Origin of the sequence: Haloferax sulfurifontis ATCC BAA-897 (genome assembly GCF_000337835.1) — an archaeon.
Taxonomy (GTDB): Archaea; Halobacteriota; Halobacteria; order Halobacteriales; family Haloferacaceae; genus Haloferax; species Haloferax denitrificans.
In genome coordinates, this window is record NZ_AOLM01000027.1 from 40,254 (window position 1) to 60,661 (window position 20,408).

Below are 20,408 nucleotides of genomic sequence, written 5' to 3' on the forward strand. Positions count from 1 at the left end.
AGGCAACGCACGGGATGGACAACGTCAGACCCACCGGGGGTCTGCGATACGCTCTCGGTCACGCCCCGAGAGACGCGCCCCACGAAACCGTCGAAATCAGGTCCCTGACCATCTCGACGAATGTGCCGATGAGTCCGTCCGACGAGGACTCCGAGGGGACGCTGGGTAACGGCGTGTTCGTTCGCACCGACCCGGCTGGGGTCGTTGTCGACGCGGTCGGTTCGTCGGCCGTTGCGTTCGGCGGTGCGACCTGAATCGTCTCGATGTGTTCCCTCCCGGTCGAATCGGTCGCGCGGACCCGGATACGTGTCGGATAGCCGTCCAGTTGGAGCGTTTCGTTGATGCGAACGTCGCTGGTCACGCCCCCACCGTAAATCTGCGCTAAATCGACGGTGTTGCCGGTCGGTCCGACCGTCTCGGCGTACACGCTGGTAACGCGGCCGTCGTACACGCGGCCTTCGACGTGGACGCGGTCATCGCTGACCCGAATCGTGTCCGGCCGGAGTTCGATAGTCGGGCGCACGAGTTGGGTAACGTTCACCTCGAGTTCGCGTGTCGTCGCGTTCTCGGTGCCGTCGTCCGCAACGATGGTAATGTTTCGACTGTCCCCCGCGAGTGGGATCGTCTTCGTGAACGTGTGTTCGATCGGCCGTGAACCGATTGGCTTCGGCTGAATCTCGTAGTTCAACCCCGAGCCGTCCGCCGACCCTCGACGAACGCCGACCGAACGGATGCCGACCGCGTCCGTCACCCGGATTGTCAGCCGAACCGCGGAGCGCGTTTTGATGAGGCTCTGGTTGAGTATCTCAATCGACGGCGGTGCCTCGTCCATAACGTAGAGGTCGACGTCGTAGTGGCGGCGGTGGCCGCGCGAATCGAGCACCGATACCCTGAGACTGTTTTGGCCAGCATCCACGCGCTCGTCGAACGGCCCCAGCCGAAGCGGTCTGGAAATCGACCCGTTCGGATCGTCGATCACGACGCGTTTTCGAAAGCCCCAGGGCGCCTCGACGCCCTGACCGTGATAGCGCAGTTCGATCGACACCTGCTCGACGTCCGAGTGGTCGTAGATCGTCCCGTCGAGGCTAATTCGAGACCGGTTTATCGTATAGTTGGTCTCGGGACGGTCGTAGATACTGGTGTTGCCCGTCCGGAACGGCGACGTGAACACTATCGCCGGGGCGATCGAATCTTCGATTACCGTTATCCGTCGGGTCGTAGTGCTCCCGTTTTGCTTTACGAGGACCTCCAGCGCGTGCTCACCAGCGGTCATCTCGAGCGTTGCCGTTTCCTGAACCGCGGTGCTGTTCGGGGTATAGACCCGCCTGCTGTCACCATCCACGCGGACGACGAGCAACTCGATCACTGCCGACCCGTTCGCTCGAACCGTGAGTTCGGGGTTGTCGCCCGTCGTGACCGTGTCACCGTCGGCAACAGTCCGGTTTTCGAGTACCAGCGTCAGGTTCGGCTCTGAGCGCTCGGTCGAGTTGTTCCGTTCGACCTGCTGGTGTGTGTCCGGGACGCCGATAGCCCCGTCTCCGGTCGTCGTTGATGGCTCCGCCGCGGCGCTTATCCCTGCAGTAAAAGAGAGTATCAGCAGAACTGCGGCCACCCAACCCACGTGCTTGGAGTCCATGTTCGAATACACTAGCCAGTGGGCGTTTCGAAGATAAATCTACAGACCCAGCTATCATCGTTGAAATTCAGAGGGGACCAACAAGGTGGCTCCAAGGATACGGGCCAATACGGTCCCGAGATCGGGAGCCACCAACCCAAGATGGAGTGTTACTGGTTTGTCGTTGCGAGTAAGCAAATCGGTGTACGATTACCCGCGTTACGGCCGTCAAACAGCCGGCCAATGACACGCCTAGTTGGATCGATCCGATGACTGCCCATACAGAGGCTGGCCCGACGCCAACCTTTGTTTTTCTCAGAGCTATCGATACTAATCTATTTCGGTCCCAATCGCGTCCCACGCAGTCTCCGCTTCGTTGCGATACGACTCGGTCCCGGCGGAGCCGACCAGCCCCGCCGTTCCAGAATCGACACCGTTCGTACCTCTGTGGCGCATCCACCCGGCGAACGGCCGAGACCAAGGGAGACAAGTACCCAAACCGCTACCTCTCTCCGAGAGGAACTCTACCCATGGATAACAGCGAAGCGATCGATGCGCTCATCGAGCTCGGTCTGTCTACGTATGAAGCTCGGGTGTTTACTGCGCTTATCGAACTCGGAGAGGGGACGGCGCGCGAAGTTGCGAAGACGTCTGACGTCCCCCGATCGCAGGTGTATACGACGACCAAAGAACTGCAGTCACGAGGCTTCATTAGCGTCCAACAGGCGAATCCACAGGTGTTCCAGCCGATATCGCTGTCCGAAGTCGAGTCGCAACTCAGTCGCGAATTCGCATCCAAGCGTGACACGGCGTTCGACCGGCTCAAGACGCTCGAACGGCAGACCGCTCCGGCGGCCGAACAGAGCGAAGACGTGTGGACGATTACGGGCACGCCGGCGATTATCGGCCGGGCCAGTCAACTCATCGACGAAGCCGAAACGCGTGTGATCTACGGTGCTAAGAGCCTCGAGCAACCGGATGCCGAACTCCTGAGTACAGTCCGCTCGTGCTGTTCGCGCGACGTCTCCGTCCACCTGCTTCAGGATAGCGACCAGGAGATTTCAGACCAGTGGCGAGAGAACGAGTGTGTGTCTGTCGTGTCGATTCCACCGCAACAGGCCAAAGGTGACCACGCGGTTCGGCTGTTACTCGTCGATTCGGATAGCTTCCTGCTGAGTGTCCGTAGCAACCGAACGGCACCCGAAATCGCGATTTGGAGCGCAAACACGACGTTTGCCGAGGCGTTCTCACAGCTCCTCACGAGTAGCCTGCCCGTTACCGAGTGAAAACTCACAGTCTATCCTGCGACTCGCTTACGACCGACGCCGTTCCTGTGTGAGACGGTGCCAGCGCTCTCCGAGTTCTGACGCCGTTCCAGACGCTCGTGGAGACGACCCAGTTGCGGTCTCGGTCTCCACCGCAGTTCGCTCGGTGGCGACTCCCGCTCGTCAGAAGCGTCTCTTCGGGTTGGTAGGGTAAAATAAAAAGACCGGAACGAATCCGGTTGGTTACTCGTCTGCTGTCGTCACATCCTCGTCGGAGTGACGAGGAGTGGTGGCGGCGTTAGTTCTCGCGGCGGAGTGCGAGAAGGGCCGCGCCGACGAGTGCGACGAGAGCGACTGCGATACCGAAGCCGGGCGTGTTGGAGGACGTGGTGGTCGTCTCCTCAGTCGGCTCTTCGGTGGTCTCAGTCGGCTCAGCGGTCGTGGTCGTTTCCGTGGGTTCGGACGTCGTCGTGGTCGTTTCCGTGGGTTCGGACGTCGTGGTGTCCTCACGCTCGGAGACGACTTCGACGTTCACGGTGTCCGTGTTGTCGCCGTCGTCGGCTTCCACGGTGTACGTACCCGTCTCGAAGTCGGTGGTGTCAATTTCGACCATCCACTGGCCGTCGTTGTTCCACTCGTCAGTGTCTTCGAGTGCGACGGACGTACCGTCTTCATTCGTCACTTCGATGCTGATGGTGTTGTCGTCCGGCTTGAGGTTCGTCGAGCCAGCGATGACCATCGTTTCACCGGTCGCGACCGGGTTGATGCCAGCCGCTTCAGCGGCGTCCGGGTAGATCGAGTCGATGGACGTCGAGGACTCGGCCAGACGGAACGTCTCGGTGACGATCAGGTCGTCGCTCGCCGTCTCGTCAACCGTTTCGGAGGCGATGAGCTCGTTGACCTGCTCACCGTTGTTGTTGTTGCTGTCGAGCGTGTCGAGGTAGGTCTGCAGGTCGTCGAGGTCTGCGCCGGAGCTCGGGCCACCCGGGAGGGAGCCGTCACCGACGGCGCCGTCGCGACCGACCGAGAGGATGTGGGCGGTGACCTGGCCCTGCGTGAGGCCGACGGTGATGTCGTCCTCTTCGAAGGTACCGTCGCTGTCAACGCTCACGGACTGGTATTCGACGTTACCGCGCTCGTCGACGAAGATGACGAGGACGGAGTCGGCACCGCTGGCGGTACCGTTAACGTCAACCGTTCCGGATTGGACAGGTGCGACCTGACCGTTGATCGTCGTGAACTGACCCGTAAGGGCCTGGTCGACCACGCGGAGCGAATTACTGCTGCTCACACCGCTGGTGAATTCGGACGTCGTAAGCGAGTCGTCGACGGTACCGTCGCCGCCGACGTCAGCGTCGGACGCGTCGATGACACCGATGCGGTAGGTACCCGTCAGCGACAGGATGCTGCTACCGTCGCCGGGGAGGTTCGAGAGCGCAACGTCTTCTTCTTCGAACGTGTCGTCAGAGTCGACGTTGATTTCGTTGTCGCCGCCGATTTCGAGGAGCTGCCAGTCGCCATCGTCGCGGACGTAGATTGCGACGCTGTCGGAGCTGGTAGCCGTACCGTTAATGTCGACTTCCGAGCCAACGACGTACTGACCGGTCGGGCTCGAAAGTGTCGTACCGCCTTCTTCGACGGTGAGCGTGATGTCGTTCGTCGGGTCCGCGTCGACCGCTTCGGTCGCGTTCACACCAACGTCGTACACTTCGATGTCGACGTCGCTGTCGTCGAGGTACTGCGTTTCGATGCCGCCAACGGCGCTCGCACCGTCGATTTCGACGATTGCGTACGCGATGTCAGCGTCACTGACATCCAGGGTCGTGGATGCGGAGGAGTTGTTCACAGCGCTGCTGTTCGCAATGCCGACTTCCGAGGTATCACCGATGTTACGGAAGATTGCCTTGGCCTGCTGCGTCGTGATGTCGGACTGAGCGTCCGAAAGGTCAATGGCAACAACGTGCTCGTTGCCGTCGATGCCGTTCGTGACCGTGTACTGAACGTCAGTACCCTGGGTCACGGACTCGCTGTCGAGTTCGATGCCGACTTCGTCCTGCGACGAGATCGTGAGGGTCATCGTCTCGGAGGCCTCACCGAAGTCGAGGTCCTCAGCGCCTTCGAGGGTGATCGTGTACTCGCCAGCGTCCTGATCGGACATGTCGAGCTGAGCACCGTTCTGCGTGTCGACCGTGCTGTCGTTGATGACGTCGCTGGAGCTGGTCAGGACCTCGTTGGTGATGTCCGTTCCGCTCGGGTCTTCGACGGTCACCGTGACCTTCTCGGCCGACTCGTAGTTGTAGTTAGCGTTGACGTAGAGTTCGTCAGCGTCATCGGAGCTGATAGCGGAGCCGGTGACGTCGCCACCGGACGCCGTCAGGATTTCGCTGTCAGTGATGCGCGGTGCCAGCAGCGTGACGTTGGCCGAACCACTGTTGCCGTCAGCGGAGTACGTACCAAGCGGCTGGTCGTCCGAACTCTGCGGGATGGGCGAGGTAAGGTCGAGCGAGATACCTTCCGCGTTGCCCGAGACACCCGTCAGAAGCGGGTTCGAAGCGCCGAGACCGGCGTCAGTGTCGATTTCCTCACCGAGGAAGACGCGGTCTCCGGATGCAATTGTCTTGTTGAACGTTTCGTTGTCAGCGTCGAGATCTCCACGCTCCGCGGCGGCACTTCCCGTAAACGCGATGGCCCCCGCGAAGACGGAGGTTACCATCAGCGCGGCGAGAAGTATCGCACGCGTTTGATTTTTGATCGTTGTCATAGTGTACTTGTAGCGCCAGTATTTTCCGCGCAGTTCGCTGTGACGCGGATCCCTACTAGCGGGGGATGGGCAGGGGTACGGTAGAACCATATAAGCGGCCTTGGTAAATGCTTTCTGTTTCTGTTGCATGTTCGGTTCTGTCCCCGTTGCCGTCTCGCAGTTGGCGTCCGGGACGCAATCCCTCGCGCGCACGTAACAGGTTGGAAGCTAGGCGAACGATGCCCGTCAACTCTCGGAGAAAGGCGACCGGAAAACGAGCTCCAGCGGGGTATCGACCTCAAACCACCGACAACGACACGACAAGAACGGCCACGGCGAGAGCCGCCTCATCCTCGACAGGTCGACGAGACGCAAGAACGGAGATCACGACCGCCGAGACGAGTCAGACCGAGAGTCTGCGGGCAAGTCACGACTTCAGTCGCGAGTGGGCGGCAGTGCCAGGTCGTAGGCGTTACCCGCGAGTGGTCACGTTCGATTCGATCTCGATCTCTTTCGGTCCCGCGACGACCGTGTCGTTGTAGCTAATCGAGACGTTCGCGGCCCCGGTTCTCGGCGGTGCGAAGTCACAGGCGACGACACCGTTCTGACCGACCGTCGTCAGACACCGTGAGAAATACGTGGTGCCCTCCTGTGAGATCGTGAGATCGATGTCCATCCTCGTCTGCGGAGCGAGGTTGGTCTGCGCCGAGACGTTGAGTTTCGTGCCGGCCATGGTGGCCGAGAGGTTGTCCACCGACGGTTCGGCGACCGTGAACGCCTCGGTCAGTACGACCCGCTCCCCGTCGGCGTGGATGTCGCTGTCGATGACGACTGTCACGTTGTACGTCCCGGTTTCCAAGCGCGTGGAGTCGGCGACGACGTTGAGCGTGTCGGTCTCCGCGTCGTATGCGACGTCGAACACCGTCTGCGGGGAGATGAAATTCATCTCGGAGCTCTCGACTCGGAGATCGACACCGGGGCCCACGTTACCGAGAGCGTTCGGTGCGTACTCGATACTACTGCGTGCGGTCTCCCCTCCGAACGTCACCGAAACCTCGCTGGTTCCCTCGGTACGAGGGTTGACAACGTGGTATTCGAACAGCAACGTTTCGTTATCCGCGACCGAGACCGGCTCGTCGAACGCCACCGTCAGCCCGCCGCTAGACGTGACCTGATACCGATTGACGGCGGTCCTGAGCGACCGGTCGATCTCGCCGTCGGCGTCCGTATCAATCCCGATGTGGTCGATCAGCCGTGAGCTGTGCAGGGACGGCGACCTCCCCTCTCGGTAGTTGACTCGGAGCGTTTGACTCGTCCGAACGTCCGCCTGTGGCGACCACTGTACAACGTGTGTCGTGTGCGCGCCCGTGGACGCGTTACGCGCGAACACCGACCGCGTGCCGGGAGCAGGCCGTTGAACGGAGCTTTCGAGCCCACTCACACGGTACTGCACGACCGCGTCGTCGCCGACGGCAACGACGGGGGACCCACCCTCGCGTGATCTATCGGTACAGTCGATGGTATCGGGTTGCTGAGTGGCCGGTACCGAACACGCCGCGCTCCCCCGGACCGATGGGGGCTCAATCCAGAGACGGTCCGCAATCCGGGTCTGGCCGGCGGAGGCGATGACGTTGTACCGTCCGGTCGGGAGCGTCTCCGGGGCGGTCGCGCTCGGCCGAGTGAGGACCGAGACAGTGTCGTTTGCGTCCGCCGCGCGGAAGGCGGCGTCGGGGTCGTTTGCGTTTCGCGTGTCGAACACCACGGTGACAGCGCCGTCGCCGGAGCCGTCGGTCGCCGAGACGGTCGCCGAGAAGTCACCTTCCGCAGATGCGATCTGGAGTCTGGCTTCGTCGGTGTTGTTGAGGACGAGCGTGCGCTTTACGAAGTCGCCTTGCTGTTCGATCCGTTGGGCGTCCGCGAACCGCACCGACTCGTCTGTCGATTCCGACGCAGACACCGCGATTGCACCGCCGGGAATCGCCGTGAGGCCGAGAATCAACAAGAAAATAACAGATAATGTTCGTATCGAGCGGGTCCGTGGACACATACCCCTGACTATCTGGTCCGGCAGTAAGTACTTTCTGTCACAGTCACCATCCTCAAACGCCTGCAGGCGGCCCACAGGTCAGTTGAGAGTCCAGTTTTTCGTTTGGGTTCTGTCATCGGTCAGTACGGGTCCCCGATAACCGCCCGTTTGACGTGATTGACCCCGTCAAACGAGGGGTTTCTTGTTGATTCACCGACCGGTGTCCACAAAAGATATTAGTTGTGTGTCGCTACTGTTAGTAGAGATGTATACACAGGTTTTACTCCGAGCGTCTTGTCAAATCACTTCCCTCCATCACACGTCTGAAACGTACTGATGTACAGGGACACAGTTCGTTCTACGCTACTCGCTCTCTGTCTCGTCTCCCTGCTGACTACCTCGATGGTCGCTCCAGTCGTCGCCCAGACCGCGAGTTCGGGGCAAGTGTACGGGTCGCCCGATATCGACGTCTTCACCTCGACGAGTGAGTTCGAGCCCGGAACGCAGTCGGAGCTCAGGCTCACACTCCGAAACAACGGCCAGATCGACCAATCGGGTCCGGAGCGCTACGAGAGCCGCGTGACGACCGCCCGCGGCGTCACGGTCGAAGCGATGTCTGGAAGCGCGCCAATCGAGATTAACACCGGCACTATCGGGGCCGGAAACGTCCCGACGGGCACTGTCGACCTTGCGCCGATCGATATCACGGTCTCCGAGAATGCGACCCCCGGAACGTATCGGATTCCGATCGAGGTGTCGTACACGTACACCCGACTCGTCGATTACGACCCGTCGGGTGCCGAGTACACGGACAACACGCGAACGAGAACCCACTACGTGACGGTTCGCGTCCGCGATCAGCCACGGTTCGAAGTCGTCGAGACGTCGTCGACCGCGCAGGTCGGGAACACTGGCGACCTCTCCGTGACGATCGAAAACACCGGCACCCGCGCCGCGACCGAAGCGAGCGTCACGGCGACCTCGCGGAGCGACGAACTCGTGTTCGGGACGGCCTCGGCGAGTTCGACCGCGCAGGTCGGCCGCTGGGCCGTCGGTGAGCGTCGGACGGTCAATTACACCGTTTCGCTCGCCGAAGACGCAACGGTTCGCGGCTACACCGTTAATCTCGACGTCGACTACACCGATACGGACGGCATCGCTCGAACGTCGCGAACGATGAACATCGGCGTCACCCCCGCTGAAGAACAGAGCTTCGCCCTCGAAAACGTCTCTACGAACCTCCGTGTCGGCGCGGACGGAACGGTCTCGGGGACGGTCGTCAACAACGGGCCGAAACGCGTCGACGACCCCGTGCTCCGGCTCAGGTCGAGCAACCCGAACATCAACGTCGAGACGTCCGAATACGCGCTCCCGGACCTCGAACCGGGCGACAGTGCCACGTTCGAGTACGAGGTCGGCGTTAGCGACGCCGCGAGCGCGAACGTCCAACAGCTCAACCTCACGGTGGAGTACCGCAACAGCCGTGGGAACATCCGAGTCAGCGACGGGCTCACGACCAACGCCGAAATCGCGCCGCACCGGGACCGCTTCGTCGTCGAGGTGGTCAACGACACGATCGAAGCAGGCAGTGACACCGCACTCCGCGTGCGGGTCACCAACAACGGTGAGGAGCCACTCAGAAACATCGAAGCGAAAGCGTTCGTCCGCGATCCCCTCAGTAGTGACAACGACGAGGGCATCATCGGCGAACTCCAACCGGGCGAATCCGAAGAGTTCACCATTGCGCTGAGCGCCGGGGCCGGCGCGTTGCCGAAGCGCTATCCAGTCTCCTTCGACTTCCAGTACGAGATGCCGGACGGAGACACGGAAGTGTCGCAAACGTACACCGTGCCCATCGAAGTAATCGAGTCACAGGGCGGCGGCCTCCCGATCGGGCTGATCGTCGGCGCGGTCGTCGTTATCGGCGTGCTCGGTGTGTTCGGCTGGCGGCGCTTCAACACGGACGAGTAACTAATGGACTTCCAGATCGATTACCAGCACTACATCGACGTTGTCGACGGTTGGATAGTCGACCAGCCGAAGACAGTACTCCTCGCGTTCCTACTGCTTTCGGCGGGGTTTTCCGCCGGGCTCGGACAGTCTGGAACCTCGTCTGGAACCAGTCAGTTTACTGAAGACGTCCCCGCGTATCAGGCGTTCGAAGAGGTCAACGACAACTTCGAGCGGGTGACGTTCGAAGAAGACACCGGCACGACACAGCTCATCCAATCGGGGACGAACGTCCTGTCGAAGCCCGAGCTACTTCGGATGCTCAGGGCGCAACAGCGGTTGCAAGCGAATCCCGAGCTGTCGGTCGTACAGACGACGAGCGTCGCCCGGGCCGTCGCCAGAGTCATAGACCCATCGGCCACGACGCTCGCTGAAGAGATCGACGCCGTCGAACAGGCGACGCCGACGGAGATCGACCGCGCAGTCCAAGTCGCCGTCGAACAGAACCCCGCGATTCGGGCGAGTCTGAGCGAGGACTTCAACGTACGTTCCGCGTCCGCGTCCGCGACGATCGGTATCGTCACTCACTCGCTTAGCGGAGAAGTGTCCGACTCGGCGGGGACGGGCGGTGACAGCCCGCTGACGGAGATCCAACGTCACGCCGAGTTCATCGTCGGCTCCGTCGGCGGCGATATCCGGGTCTTCGGGAGCGGAATCCTCTCCGAAGAGTTCAACTCGGTGATCGGCGACTCCCTCGCGCTCGTCGTTCCCGCGGCGGTCGTTCTGATTCTGTTCTTCTTGGTGTTCGCCTACCGCGACCCGATCGACCTCCTGATCGGGGTCGTCTCCCTCGCGATGGCCGTCCTCTGGACGTTCGGGTTTATGGGCCTCGCGGGAATCGCGTTCTCGCAGATGCTGATCGCGGTGCCGCCGCTCCTCCTCGCGGTCGGTATCGACTTCGGTATCCACGCCATCAACCGCTACCGCGAAGAGCGGACCGAGGGCTTCGGCATCCACGAGTCGATGCGGACGGCGACTGACCAGCTTCTCGTCGCGTTCACTATCGTGACGGGAACGACCGTAATCGGCTTCGCGGCCAACGCGTCGAGCGACCTCGGACCGATTCGGGACTTCGGTATCGTCGCGGCCGTCGGCATCGTGTTCACCTTCCTCATCTTCGGCATCTTCCTGCCGGCGGCGAAGGTGTATCTGGACAGCCTCCGAGAGCGGGTTGGCTTCCCCGAATTCGGGTCCGAGCCACTCGGTGCAGAAGACACGGTCCTCGGGAAGGTCCTCCCCGTCGGGATTCACATCGCTCGTATCGCCCCGAAGGCGTTCCTGGTCATGCTGGTCGTGAGTACCGCGTGGATGGGGTACTACGGGTCGGGCGTCGATAGTCGCTTCACGCAGGATTCGTTCCTCCCGCCGGAGGACAACCCGGAGTATCTCGAACTGTTCCCCCAACAACTGCAACCACGTGACTACACGGTGACGGAGACCACGAACTTCCTGGAGGACAACTTCCAGACGGGTGAAGAAGATGTCACGACGGTGTACGTGGAGGGCTCGCTCACGGACGGTGGTACCTTAGAGTCCATCTGGCGGGCCGGGAACAGCCCCCCCGACAGCTTCGTCATCGACGACGGCCACGCGCGGGAGACGAGTATCATCACCGTCATCCAGAGCTACGCGGAGCGGGACCCCGAGTTCGCGGCGCTCGTCGCTCGGAACGACCGCGACGCGAACGGCATCCCCGACGACAACCTCAAGCAGATCTACGACGCGCTCCTCGACTCGCCTGCGCGCGGTCAGGCGCTCAACTACATCACCGACGATTACACCTCCGCGCGCGTCGAGTACGCGGTCGAATCCGACGCCAGTCAGGCCGACGTGACCGAAGACACGCGCGCGGTCGCGGACCGCTACCGCGTCGAGGCGACGGCCACCGGCAACGTCGTCATTCTGAAGGCCGTCTCGGACGTCATCGCGCAGTCGGCGTTCATCAGCCTCGTGCTCGCGCTCGGCGGCTCCGCGGTCTTCCTCATCATCATCTATACCCTGCTCGAAGGCCGGCCCTCGCTCGGCGTCGTGAATCTGATCCCGATCGTCGTGACTGTCGCCGCTATCGCCGCGACGATGCGGTATCTCGACATCCCGTTTAACGTGATGACCGGGACGATCCTGTCTATCGGTATCGGCCTCGGAATCGACTACTCGGCGCACCTCGTCCACCGGTTCGCCGAGGAGTACGACGAGGGCACGGACGTCTTCGTCGCTCTGACCGACTCGGTGCGCGGGACCGGTGGCGCGCTCACCGGCAGTATGCTGACGACGGTGACCGGAATCGGCGTTCTCGTCATCGCGATTACGCCGATTCTCGGCCAGTTCGGACTCCTGACCGGGGTCTCGATTCTGTACTCGTACGTGGCCTCGCTCGTCGTCTTGCCGCCGGCGCTCGTCGTCTGGGCGCGCCTCGTCCACGGCGAGAACGCGGAGACTGCCGAAGCCGCGAGTGGCCCGGACGGCGCGGGCGGTGCGGGCGGTGCGGCGTGAGTGTGCCGGCCATCCCTCGGTGAAACGCGGGGCGGGGGTTCACCCCGCACGGTCGAGACGCGCGGCCACGGCGGGCAAAACGCCGGCCGGGACGCACCGACTCCCCCCAACAACGTCCGTGCGCTCAGCCGCGGGAGACCGGGATTTTTTTCGCTCGGTGCGTAACAGACCAGACTATCAATGAACGTGTTCTGCTTCGGAGCAGGGAAGGCAGGGGGGAACGTCGTCGAGCAACTTCTTCGCTACGAGCGCCAGCGAAAGGCGGATTTCATCGTCGGCGCGGCGGCGTGTGATACGACCGCGGCAGACCTCGACGACCTGGCGCTGATTCCCGAGGACGCGCGCGTGCTGTTCGGCACGGCCGAAACCGGGGGACACGGCTTCGACGGCGACGCCGCCGGTGGCGTCGCGGCCGCCAAGGACGCACACCGACAGCTCCTCGAACCGACCGACAGTGCACCGATTGCGGCGAGCGACGCCTTCGTCGTCTGCGCCGGCCTCGGTGGCGGGACCGGCGGGCCGACTGCCGCAGTCATCGCCGAACAACTCTCCGAGCTGTACGACCAGCCGGTGTACGGCGTCGCCAGCTTCTCGACGTCGACAACTGACCCGCAGTGCGCTTCGAACACCCTGCGGTCGCTCCGGCAACTCGTGTCGGCCACGGACCACGTCTTCGGGTTCGACACCGCCTCGTGGGTCAAAGAGGAGCCGGTATCCGAAGAGCAGTACGACACGCTCGACGCGGAACTCGCGCGCCGCCTCGGCACGCTGTTCGCGGCGGGCGAGGTCACGACCGCCGACGACGTCGGTGCAAGCGTCGTCGACGCCTCCGAGATCATGAACACGCTCCGCGGCGGTGGGCTCGCGACGCTCGGCTATTCCGAACGCCCGCTCCCGCCCCGCGACACGAGCGTTCGCGGGCGTCTCAAGCGACTCATCGGCGACGACGCCGAGTCGGTCGACCAGATCGACTCGCTGAACCGAATCACGACGCAGACGCGAGAGGCCGTCCGCGGACAGCTGACGCTCCCCTGCGATATCGAGACGGCATCGAGGGGGTTGCTCGTGATTACCGGACGGCCGGCGTGGCTCAACCGCGACGCGATAAGCCAGAACCAGGGCTGGCTCGAAGACCAGACCGGGAGTCTGGAGGTTCGCAACGGCGACGACCCGCGGCCGGATGCGGACGCCCTCAGCGTGTTAGTCGTCCTCGGCGGGGTCGCCCCGCCCGAGCGACTGACCGCGCTCCAGGCAGTCGCGGATGCGGACGACCCCAGCTAAAGACATCGTTAAGTACGGTTCGACACTATCTACGCTATAACCCTCGCGCTGACGACCCCAGAATTCATGACTTACTTCTCGGATTCAGCAGACGCAGATCGACATCAGACACAACAGGCCATTCTCGAAGCGACGCATCAGATATTACTCGAGTCCGGTTACAGTGAGATATCTATCTCGCGAATCGCCGACCGAGTCGGCATTAGCAAGTCGGTCATCTACCATTACTACGACAACAAGGAGTCGTTACTGGCGGAACTCTTAGACGTCGTGCATCGACGGTTCCTCGCGAAGATATTCGAACAGGAGGACACGACACCGCGCGAAGAGCTCGAACGGTTTCTGACATTGTTCGTCGCCGCGCCGTCGGTGAGTTGCCAGCCGGAGACCGAGCTGACACAGCTCGCGAAGACGTACGTCGAACTGCGAACGCAGTCGATTTCGAACCCGGACTACCGCTCGATTTTCACCGAGTCGGAAAACAGGGTTAAACGGCGGCTCACGGAGACGATCGAAGAGGGAATCGAGCGGGGCGAGTTCAAGCCCGTAAACCCCGAGCGAACGAGCGAACACATCATCACGTTCGTCGCTGGGGTGCTGTTTCGGCAAGCGACGACCGACTCGGTCGACAGTGAACAGCTGAACAGCGAGATTCAAGAACAGCTCGCCGACCGGATTTACGTCTGAGGCCGTTCGGCGAGGCGGCGACTTCCGCCGAACGACGGTCTTGGGTATCGATACGACACGGGGCGAGCGAAGGCGCCCGTCAGGCGCGGGCCGTAGTCACTCAGTCGTCTCTGACCCACCGACGACCGGTGAACAGGAGCGCAGTCACCACGAGACCACCGAAGAAGCCGCTGAGCAGGAACGTCGACGAGTTCGAGGGGTCCACACTGCCGAGGGCTACGGTGAGTCCGTTAGTTCCCGTCGTCGTCGCCGCCGAGTCGAACTGGACCGACTGCGTCGCCCGGCCGGTCGTCTCGCCGACGTCGTACGTCGCGGCGACCGTCGCGGTGTCCGACGGCCAGCTATTGACGTCGACGACGACCGTCTCCGAGGTCGCGGCGTCGACCGACTGAAGCGAGGTCGTCGGCAACTCCGACTGGTTCGACGCGCCCGATATCACGACGTTGTCGATGGGTGCGTTCCCGTGGTTGGTGACGCGATACCGAACGGCGACCGAGTCGTTTTCCTCGAAGGCGGTCGCGTAGACCGACACGTCGTCTCGGAGCGGCTCGACCTGCATGGTGTCGAACGCTTCGACGGTTTCGCCGTCGTTGTAACGGAGCGTCGCCTTGAGTGCAGTCTCGCCCGCCTCCGACGGTTCGACCGTGAACTCGTAGGTCGTCGAGTTCTCTGCGGCGAGAACCGGCGTGAGTGCGGTCTGGGCCTGCATCTCGCCGGTAACCGAATCGAGTCGAAGCGACAGGTCCGTCAGCGCCGCGTCGTCACCGTTCGACACCGTGACGGTGACGGTGGTGTCGGCATCGGCGACCGCGTTGTGAGTCTCGATTTGGACCCGCGGCGGAACCGTCGTCGACGTGCTCGGCTCCGAGACCGTGACGAACACCGGATGCTTGAGGTGGACGATCTCCGACGTCGCACCGTCGGAGTCGTAGTAGCGGCCGCGGACGTGTACGGTCAGTCGCTTGTCGCCGGCGGTGTCGAAGCGCGCACTGACTGGCACTTCGGCGGTATCACCAGCACCGAGCACACCGATCTGGTTCGCCTCGCTGTGTTTCGTTCCGGAGCGGTCCACGACCGTTACCTCCGTGACTTCGAAACTGCCGCTTCCCGAGCTGGAATGACTAATTGTCGGAGTGATTATAATACGGTCGCCGGTTTCCGGGTCGTCGTCGGACACGCTCACCCCGGTTACCGCCGTGTGCGCGGGCGACGACGCCGCACCACCCACGGCGCTTCCAACCGTGAGTAAACAGACAACCATTACTAATCCAACTAATGCACCGCGTTTCGGGCCGAATTTCGATGTCATGCAATCTTTAGGCTTGCCTAAATAAATAAAAATGCACCGATTTTTAGGTCAGCCTAATACCTGGAGCGTGGCGTTCGGCGGTCGGGAGTATAGAAGTCACTATTGATTGACATTTCCGCGCTGTCCCACCGTCCGGATGAGGATACGTCCGAAAAGCGTCTCAGGAGAAGAGTCGACCAGTCTGCCACTCCCAGACCAGCTCCGACCCCAGCCAGACGAGCAACCAGACTGTTACGAGGACGAAGACGAGGGCGGTGACCGACAGTTGCTGGAAGGGCCGCGTGACCGCGAGTAAGAGCGGATAAAACAGAAGCAGGACCCCAGCCATGGCGCCGAGGCCGATCAGACTACAGACGTACCGCTCAGTCGCGTCGATCTCTGCGGGTTGGATCACTCCCTGTGTCGGTTGGTCGTCGTCAGGTACCGGCCCGTGTCGGTTGTACATCTGTCCGTTCCCTCCGTTATAATACATCAACAATAATTATAAACTTAGCGTCGGGGACGACACGACAGTCGACGAACAGTTGTCTGACGAAATCTTGATTAACGTCGTCAGAGTGGACAGCACAATGCCACTGTCAAATTCTCCGGACGAATCGCCAGCCGACCGGGCAAAGTCTGACTCTCGCGGCGGGGTCACACGCCGACGGGTGTTGCAAGCGTCGGCCGGAACGGGCGCGCTCTTGCTCGCCTCCGGGACAGCCGCCGCCAACGGCAAGGGCGGCCAAGCGATCGTCAAGGAAGACGAGTACTATCCGGACGAGTCGTTCGTCATCCTCGAGGCCGAATCGTGCGATAACCAGACGCAGTACGGTTCCTGTCGCGATGACTCGCTCCCGTTCCGGTGTGAGGGCCAAGGCGGGCGGTTCCCCCCGGGCAAAGGCGGCGCGCTCCCGTTCCCGTGGTGGAACTTCAAATACGAGAGCGGCCCGCTTGAAGGAGAACTCCTCCGACTCTACACGCGAGACAACAGCATCGACACGGACAGCACCTACCGCTGGACGCGGAAGGAAAAAGACTGCCCCGAAACGCCCGACTACTACCAAGTCGGGTTCGCTCGCGACTAGTCCCGCCGCTCAGGGCGCTTCGAGCCGCGAACCGAAGCGTCTGGCGACGGGGTGCACTCGCGCGACCGAAACCCAGCCCCATGTGCGAAGTCTGTCAACAACCGCTCCCGAGCTGAAGCCGCCGAGACGACAGCACACGAGCGGTAGCCCGCCTAGAAACACTTTTCAGCATCAGATTAGATAGGAAACATGATGACTGGCTTGAACGATTCTCCCCGTCGCGGTACCCGAACGGTGCCTGCGGTGCGAACGACTGACGTGAGCTGTCCCCACACCGATGAGTGAGCCGTCGACGTTCGTCGAACAGACCAAAGTCCACCTCCACAAAGCGCTCGAAACGGACGACCCCGACGAGAAGAACTTCCACCTCCGGAATGCGCTTCAGCTCTGTGCGTGGGACGACCTGACCGACCGAGCCGAACAGAACGACGCCGACTGACGTTCTTCTCGCCGACTATCGGTTCCGCATGCTCAAGGACGCGCGTGGAGACGGGGAGCCGAGCCACCGTCGATTCGTCTCGCGTCGCGGAACCAGTGGACTCGATAGATCAGAGTATAGTATTCGAATATTGTATGTTTTGAATATAGTATTTTTTCCGATACGAGTTATGTCTCGGTCGGGGTCGTCTAATTCATATATGTGATTGTATTTTTTACAATAGTAAATCAGATACGCCGATACTTTTTCCTATATCACACACATACTTCCAGAGTTGTTAGTTATGTGGCCAAGAGCGTTTAGCTTGAGATTTCAATTTTGCCAGCTGAGAAGGATATATGCTTGGCTGATTGTTCGTGCTTCATGTGTTTTCACCCACAGGAATGATCGTCCGCTGGTTCGCCGGTCACCCTCGTATCCGCGTCGGAGATGTCGTCGTCCATCTCCCCCGAGGTCGTCTCCACGGGCCTTCGGCCGGCGTCACAGCAGGCCGCGCGACAGGCGACTCCGTCACGAATGGTTCGAAAGTCGGTGCGTGCCGTCCAGGTCCGGCTATCTCGACAGTTCGGTAGCGAATCACGATCGGTCGTGGCACCGTGGCCGTCCCACACGACCACTGAAAGAGACTGTCCGTTCTATGTGACAGTCCCTCAATCTATCTTTAATAGCGTGTGCCTCGAACGAGTAGGTAAGCTCCCGCAGGCGGCTCACATACAGTCGACGGGTGTCGAACCCGATGCCGCGTTTCGGCTCGTCATCATCCACTGATTACCACCCACCTGTCCGGGCGCAGGAGATTCCAATGCAACAACCCTCTTCAACGACGATTCCGCCGTCTCACCGGTTATCGGTGTGATTCTGATGGTCGCGATTACCGTCATCCTCGCGGCCGTCATCGGCACGTTCGTCCTCGGTCTCGGCGACCAAGTCAGCGAAACCGCCCCACAAGCGAATTTCAGTTTCGACTTCGCAAACGACGTGTCTGACAGCGACGATGACGCCCAACTCGTCATCACGCACGAATCCGGGACCAGCATCTCGGCGGACCGCCTCAACGTGACCATCGACGGAACCGGCGTCGCCGCCGATGATACCGATGATTACTCGTTCAGTAGCGAGTTCCCGGACGACGTCGAGGCCGGTAGTTCTGCGACCGTCGTGAAGGGCACGACCGGAGACGACGTCTGGGAAGGCGAGTCCATCCGCGTCGTCTGGACCTCGGAATCCGGTTCGAGCTCGGCCACCCTGCACTCACAGACCGCACCGCAGTAACCACGCGCCGTCACTCTTTTTATCGAATCGAACGCGCGTCTCAGGATACAAGACAGTTCACAGCGTTGTTCTAACACAAATATGATCGTTACACCTTTTTCGGGTGGCGGCCGCCGTCCAGTGTGGGACCACCACACATGTATCCCACCAGAACACTCTAGAGAGCCTGCAAGACCTAACACATCCTCTGACAGGTAAGAGGCAAAACGCTTTATGGGAGTCGTCTATCTGATAGTACGCGTCAGCTCGGAGTGTGTAGGCTTGCCGCCTTTCGCAGTCACACCCGATAGCGAGACGGAGGAATCCAGTAAATGAGTACGAAACCCCAATCAGAATCCCCCGTAGACGCTCCACAACAGGGAGCGACGAACGGGCAGTCCGCCTCGGACATCCGCCTGAGCGGTGACGAGCTACTCCTGTCCGCAGACAGCGACATTACGCCCACCCTCTCGGTCGTGATGCCTACCCTCAACGAAGAAGGCGGCATCGCCCAGTGTATCGAGTGGGTCAAAGCCGCCCTCGAAGAACTGCAACTCTACGGCGAGGTCGTCGTCGCCGATAGCTCGACCGACCGCACGCCCGAGATTGCGGCAGAGAATGGTGCCATCGTCATCGAACCCGACGGCAAGGGCTACGGCTACGCCTACCTGTACGCCTTCGAGCGCGTCCGCGGTGACTACATCGCCATGGGCGACGCCGACTGCACCTACGACTTCGAAGAGCTTCCCAAGCTGTTGAATCTCGTTCGGTCGGGCGAGGCCGACATGGCCATGGGCTCGCGGCTCGAGGGTGAGATTCTGCCGGGGTCGATGCCGCCCCTGCACGAACACGTCGGGAATCCACTGTTGACGAAGTTCTTGAACGTGTTCTACGGCGCTGGCGTGAGTGACGCACACAGTGGGATGCGCGTGTTCAGTCGCGAGGCCTGGGAGACCATGGAGTGTTCGTCGACGGGCATGGAGTTCGCTTCGGAGATGATCATGGAGGCCGGCGCGAAAGATCTGGAGATTGCCGAGAAGCCGATTACGTACCATCCCCGCGAGGGCGAGGCGAACTTAGAGAGCTTCCCCGACGGCTGGCGACACGTGCGGTTCATGCTCGTGAATGCGCCCGGCTACCTGTTTTCGGCTCCCGGCTTCGGGTTGTCTGTGGTCGGGGTGTTGGCGCTCGTGCTGGCCTGGAGTGGCTTGGAAATCGGTGGGGCGCAGTTCGGCATCCACACCGGAATTGGTGGCGGGCTGTTGACCCTCGCTGGCTTCCAGTTGATGCTGTTCGGTGCGTTTGCGACGGTGTCCTCCGATCCGGTTCGCGGTGCGAGCGACCCGTTTACGACCTGGTTCACGAAACGGATTTCGCTTGAGAGAGGGGCGACGATTGGGTCTGTCGTGTTCCTTGCCGGGTTGGCCTACGGTGGGTTCCTGGCCTTCACGTGGGTGACGAGTGGCTTTAGTGCGCTGCCGATTGCGGTTGCCGACGTCGTTGCGACCGTGGCTGTGGTTGGTGGATTGCAGATGGTGTTTGGGTCGTTCCTGTTGGGGTCAGTTATCCGTGAATAGTCTGCTCGAGGCTCCCGAGTCAACTGAATCGGACCTCGGTTCAATTCACACCGATGCAGTCCGTCACTTTTCGGCCGTGTAGTGAGAGAGAATACCATGCTCGTAGATAATACGATTCTACAGACAGCAAAAAGTTGACACCGTCATCGATTAGAAGAATTGACGAGCAATAATCTGGTTCTTGGATCCGAGCGAAGACAATGAAAACACTGACCAAGAACTAACCCCTTGAGGTCAGACTTGTCGCCAAACCTGTCGAAGAACGCCCAACGAACGCCAGCTCATCGACTTCCGAGCAGAGCGAGAATAGCGTCTGGACTGGCCCCTCCATTTCAGCAAGGCTCCCGAGAAACCCGAGGGGTATGTCGTCACCACGGTCAAGAACTGGGAGTACCGCATGGACAAATTCTATCGTTGGGGATTGACTAAGAGGAGGGCTACACGTCGGTGACTACATGGTCTACCTCGCTCGCCAGCCGAGATCACACGTTAACAATGATACGTGTCGCAAGGCAGTGCAGATGCTCTACAATGGCGCGCCACCAGCGCGGCGGTGAGCAACGGGAATCCGAATTCTCGTTCGCCCAGCCGAACCAATCGAAGACGCCACGCGATTATCTCACTCGTGAGGTGCGACAGAAGACTCGG

Annotated in this window: 13 protein-coding genes and 1 pseudogene; 9 read left to right on the plus strand and 5 right to left on the minus strand. The window is 61.3% G+C overall.

Going from position 1 to position 20,408, the window contains the following annotated elements; genetic code table 11:
- Positions 1 to 58: 58 nt before the first annotated feature.
- The gene (locus C441_RS15795) at positions 59 to 1,636 is read right to left on the minus strand and encodes a hypothetical protein (protein WP_049920665.1); all 1,578 of its coding nucleotides are present in this window, start codon (positions 1,634 to 1,636) and stop codon (positions 59 to 61) included.
- A 509-nt stretch (positions 1,637 to 2,145) separates the two neighbouring features.
- Between C441_RS15795 and C441_RS15800 the strand changes: the two genes are divergently transcribed.
- A complete protein-coding gene (locus tag C441_RS15800; protein ID WP_007275984.1) occupies positions 2,146 to 2,901 on the plus strand; it encodes a TrmB family transcriptional regulator in 756 nt (251 codons plus the stop codon).
- A 277-nt stretch (positions 2,902 to 3,178) separates the two neighbouring features.
- On the opposite strand, the gene csg is transcribed toward C441_RS15800, so the two are convergent.
- Positions 3,179 to 5,641, minus strand: coding sequence for an HVO_2072 family ArtA-dependent S-layer glycoprotein (gene csg, locus C441_RS15805; protein ID WP_083874934.1), 2,463 nt, complete (start codon positions 5,639 to 5,641; stop codon positions 3,179 to 3,181).
- 451 nt (positions 5,642 to 6,092) lie between these two features.
- Entirely contained in the window at positions 6,093 to 7,622 is a 1,530-nt protein-coding gene (locus tag C441_RS15810) for a DUF7827 domain-containing protein (RefSeq protein WP_049920636.1), read from the minus strand.
- Between the two features lie 426 nt (positions 7,623 to 8,048).
- Between C441_RS15810 and C441_RS15815 the strand changes: the two genes are divergently transcribed.
- The 4 genes from C441_RS15815 (at position 8,049) to C441_RS15830 (ending at position 14,117) form a co-directional block, all read left to right on the plus strand.
- Positions 8,049 to 9,617: a COG1361 S-layer family protein gene (locus tag C441_RS15815; protein WP_007275987.1), complete on the plus strand. Its 1,569-nt coding sequence runs from the start codon at positions 8,049 to 8,051 to the stop codon at positions 9,615 to 9,617.
- Between the two features lie 3 nt (positions 9,618 to 9,620).
- Positions 9,621 to 12,149, plus strand: a complete 2,529-nt coding sequence (locus C441_RS15820; RefSeq protein ID WP_007275988.1) for an efflux RND transporter permease subunit — start codon at positions 9,621 to 9,623, stop codon at positions 12,147 to 12,149.
- A 180-nt stretch (positions 12,150 to 12,329) separates the two neighbouring features.
- Positions 12,330 to 13,430, plus strand: a complete 1,101-nt coding sequence (locus tag C441_RS15825) for a tubulin/FtsZ family protein (protein ID WP_007275989.1) — start codon at positions 12,330 to 12,332, stop codon at positions 13,428 to 13,430.
- A 66-nt stretch (positions 13,431 to 13,496) separates the two neighbouring features.
- Positions 13,497 to 14,117, plus strand: coding sequence for a TetR/AcrR family transcriptional regulator (locus tag C441_RS15830; protein WP_007275990.1), 621 nt, complete (start codon positions 13,497 to 13,499; stop codon positions 14,115 to 14,117).
- A 100-nt stretch (positions 14,118 to 14,217) separates the two neighbouring features.
- Here the strand turns inward: C441_RS15830 and C441_RS15835 are convergent, their stop codons facing one another.
- Both C441_RS15835 and C441_RS15840 read right to left on the minus strand, forming a co-directional pair.
- Complete coding sequence (locus tag C441_RS15835) at positions 14,218 to 15,189, minus strand: hypothetical protein (protein WP_007275991.1); 972 nt, start codon at positions 15,187 to 15,189, stop codon at positions 14,218 to 14,220.
- 397 nt (positions 15,190 to 15,586) lie between these two features.
- On the minus strand, positions 15,587 to 15,871 hold the full coding sequence (locus tag C441_RS15840) for a hypothetical protein (protein ID WP_049920637.1): 285 nt from the start codon (positions 15,869 to 15,871) through the stop codon (positions 15,587 to 15,589).
- Positions 15,872 to 16,076: 205 nt separating this feature from the next.
- Here C441_RS15840 and C441_RS15845 point away from each other — a divergent pair, with 205 nt between their 5' ends.
- The 4 genes and pseudogenes from C441_RS15845 to agl6 all read left to right on the plus strand — a co-directional run bounded on the left by C441_RS15845 (position 16,077) and on the right by agl6 (position 19,760).
- A complete protein-coding gene (locus C441_RS15845) occupies positions 16,077 to 16,493 on the plus strand; it encodes a hypothetical protein (protein ID WP_007275993.1) in 417 nt (138 codons plus the stop codon).
- A 277-nt stretch (positions 16,494 to 16,770) separates the two neighbouring features.
- Entirely contained in the window at positions 16,771 to 16,932 is a 162-nt protein-coding gene (locus C441_RS20050) for a hypothetical protein (RefSeq protein WP_007275994.1), read from the plus strand.
- 807 nt (positions 16,933 to 17,739) lie between these two features.
- A pseudogene (locus C441_RS15850) lies at positions 17,740 to 18,204 on the plus strand (type IV pilin); the annotation flags it as partial.
- Positions 18,205 to 18,515: 311 nt separating this feature from the next.
- Positions 18,516 to 19,760 carry a low-salt glycan biosynthesis hexosyltransferase Agl6 gene (gene agl6 / locus C441_RS15855; RefSeq protein ID WP_007275996.1) on the plus strand — a complete coding sequence of 415 codons (1,245 nt, stop codon included), beginning with the start codon at positions 18,516 to 18,518 and terminating at the stop codon, positions 19,758 to 19,760.
- Positions 19,761 to 20,408 lie beyond the last annotated feature (648 nt).

Bases quoted from the DNA above. Each gene is read 5' to 3' on its own strand.
- C441_RS15795 (WP_049920665.1), bottom strand. From the start codon at position 1,636: ATGGACTCCAAGCACGTGGGTTGGGTGGCCGCAGTTCTGCTGATACTC.
- C441_RS15800 (WP_007275984.1), top strand. From the start codon at position 2,146: ATGGATAACAGCGAAGCGATCGATGCGCTCATCGAGCTCGGTCTGTCT.
- csg (WP_083874934.1), bottom strand. From the start codon at position 5,641: ATGACAACGATCAAAAATCAAACGCGTGCGATACTTCTCGCCGCGCTG.
- C441_RS15815 (WP_007275987.1), top strand. From the start codon at position 8,049: ATGGTCGCTCCAGTCGTCGCCCAGACCGCGAGTTCGGGGCAAGTGTAC.
- C441_RS15820 (WP_007275988.1), top strand. From the start codon at position 9,621: ATGGACTTCCAGATCGATTACCAGCACTACATCGACGTTGTCGACGGT.
- C441_RS15825 (WP_007275989.1), top strand. From the start codon at position 12,330: ATGAACGTGTTCTGCTTCGGAGCAGGGAAGGCAGGGGGGAACGTCGTC.
- C441_RS15830 (WP_007275990.1), top strand. From the start codon at position 13,497: ATGACTTACTTCTCGGATTCAGCAGACGCAGATCGACATCAGACACAA.
- C441_RS15840 (WP_049920637.1), bottom strand. From the start codon at position 15,871: ATGTACAACCGACACGGGCCGGTACCTGACGACGACCAACCGACACAG.
- C441_RS20050 (WP_007275994.1), top strand. From the start codon at position 16,771: ATGAGTGAGCCGTCGACGTTCGTCGAACAGACCAAAGTCCACCTCCAC.
- agl6 (WP_007275996.1), top strand. From the start codon at position 18,516: ATGAGTACGAAACCCCAATCAGAATCCCCCGTAGACGCTCCACAACAG.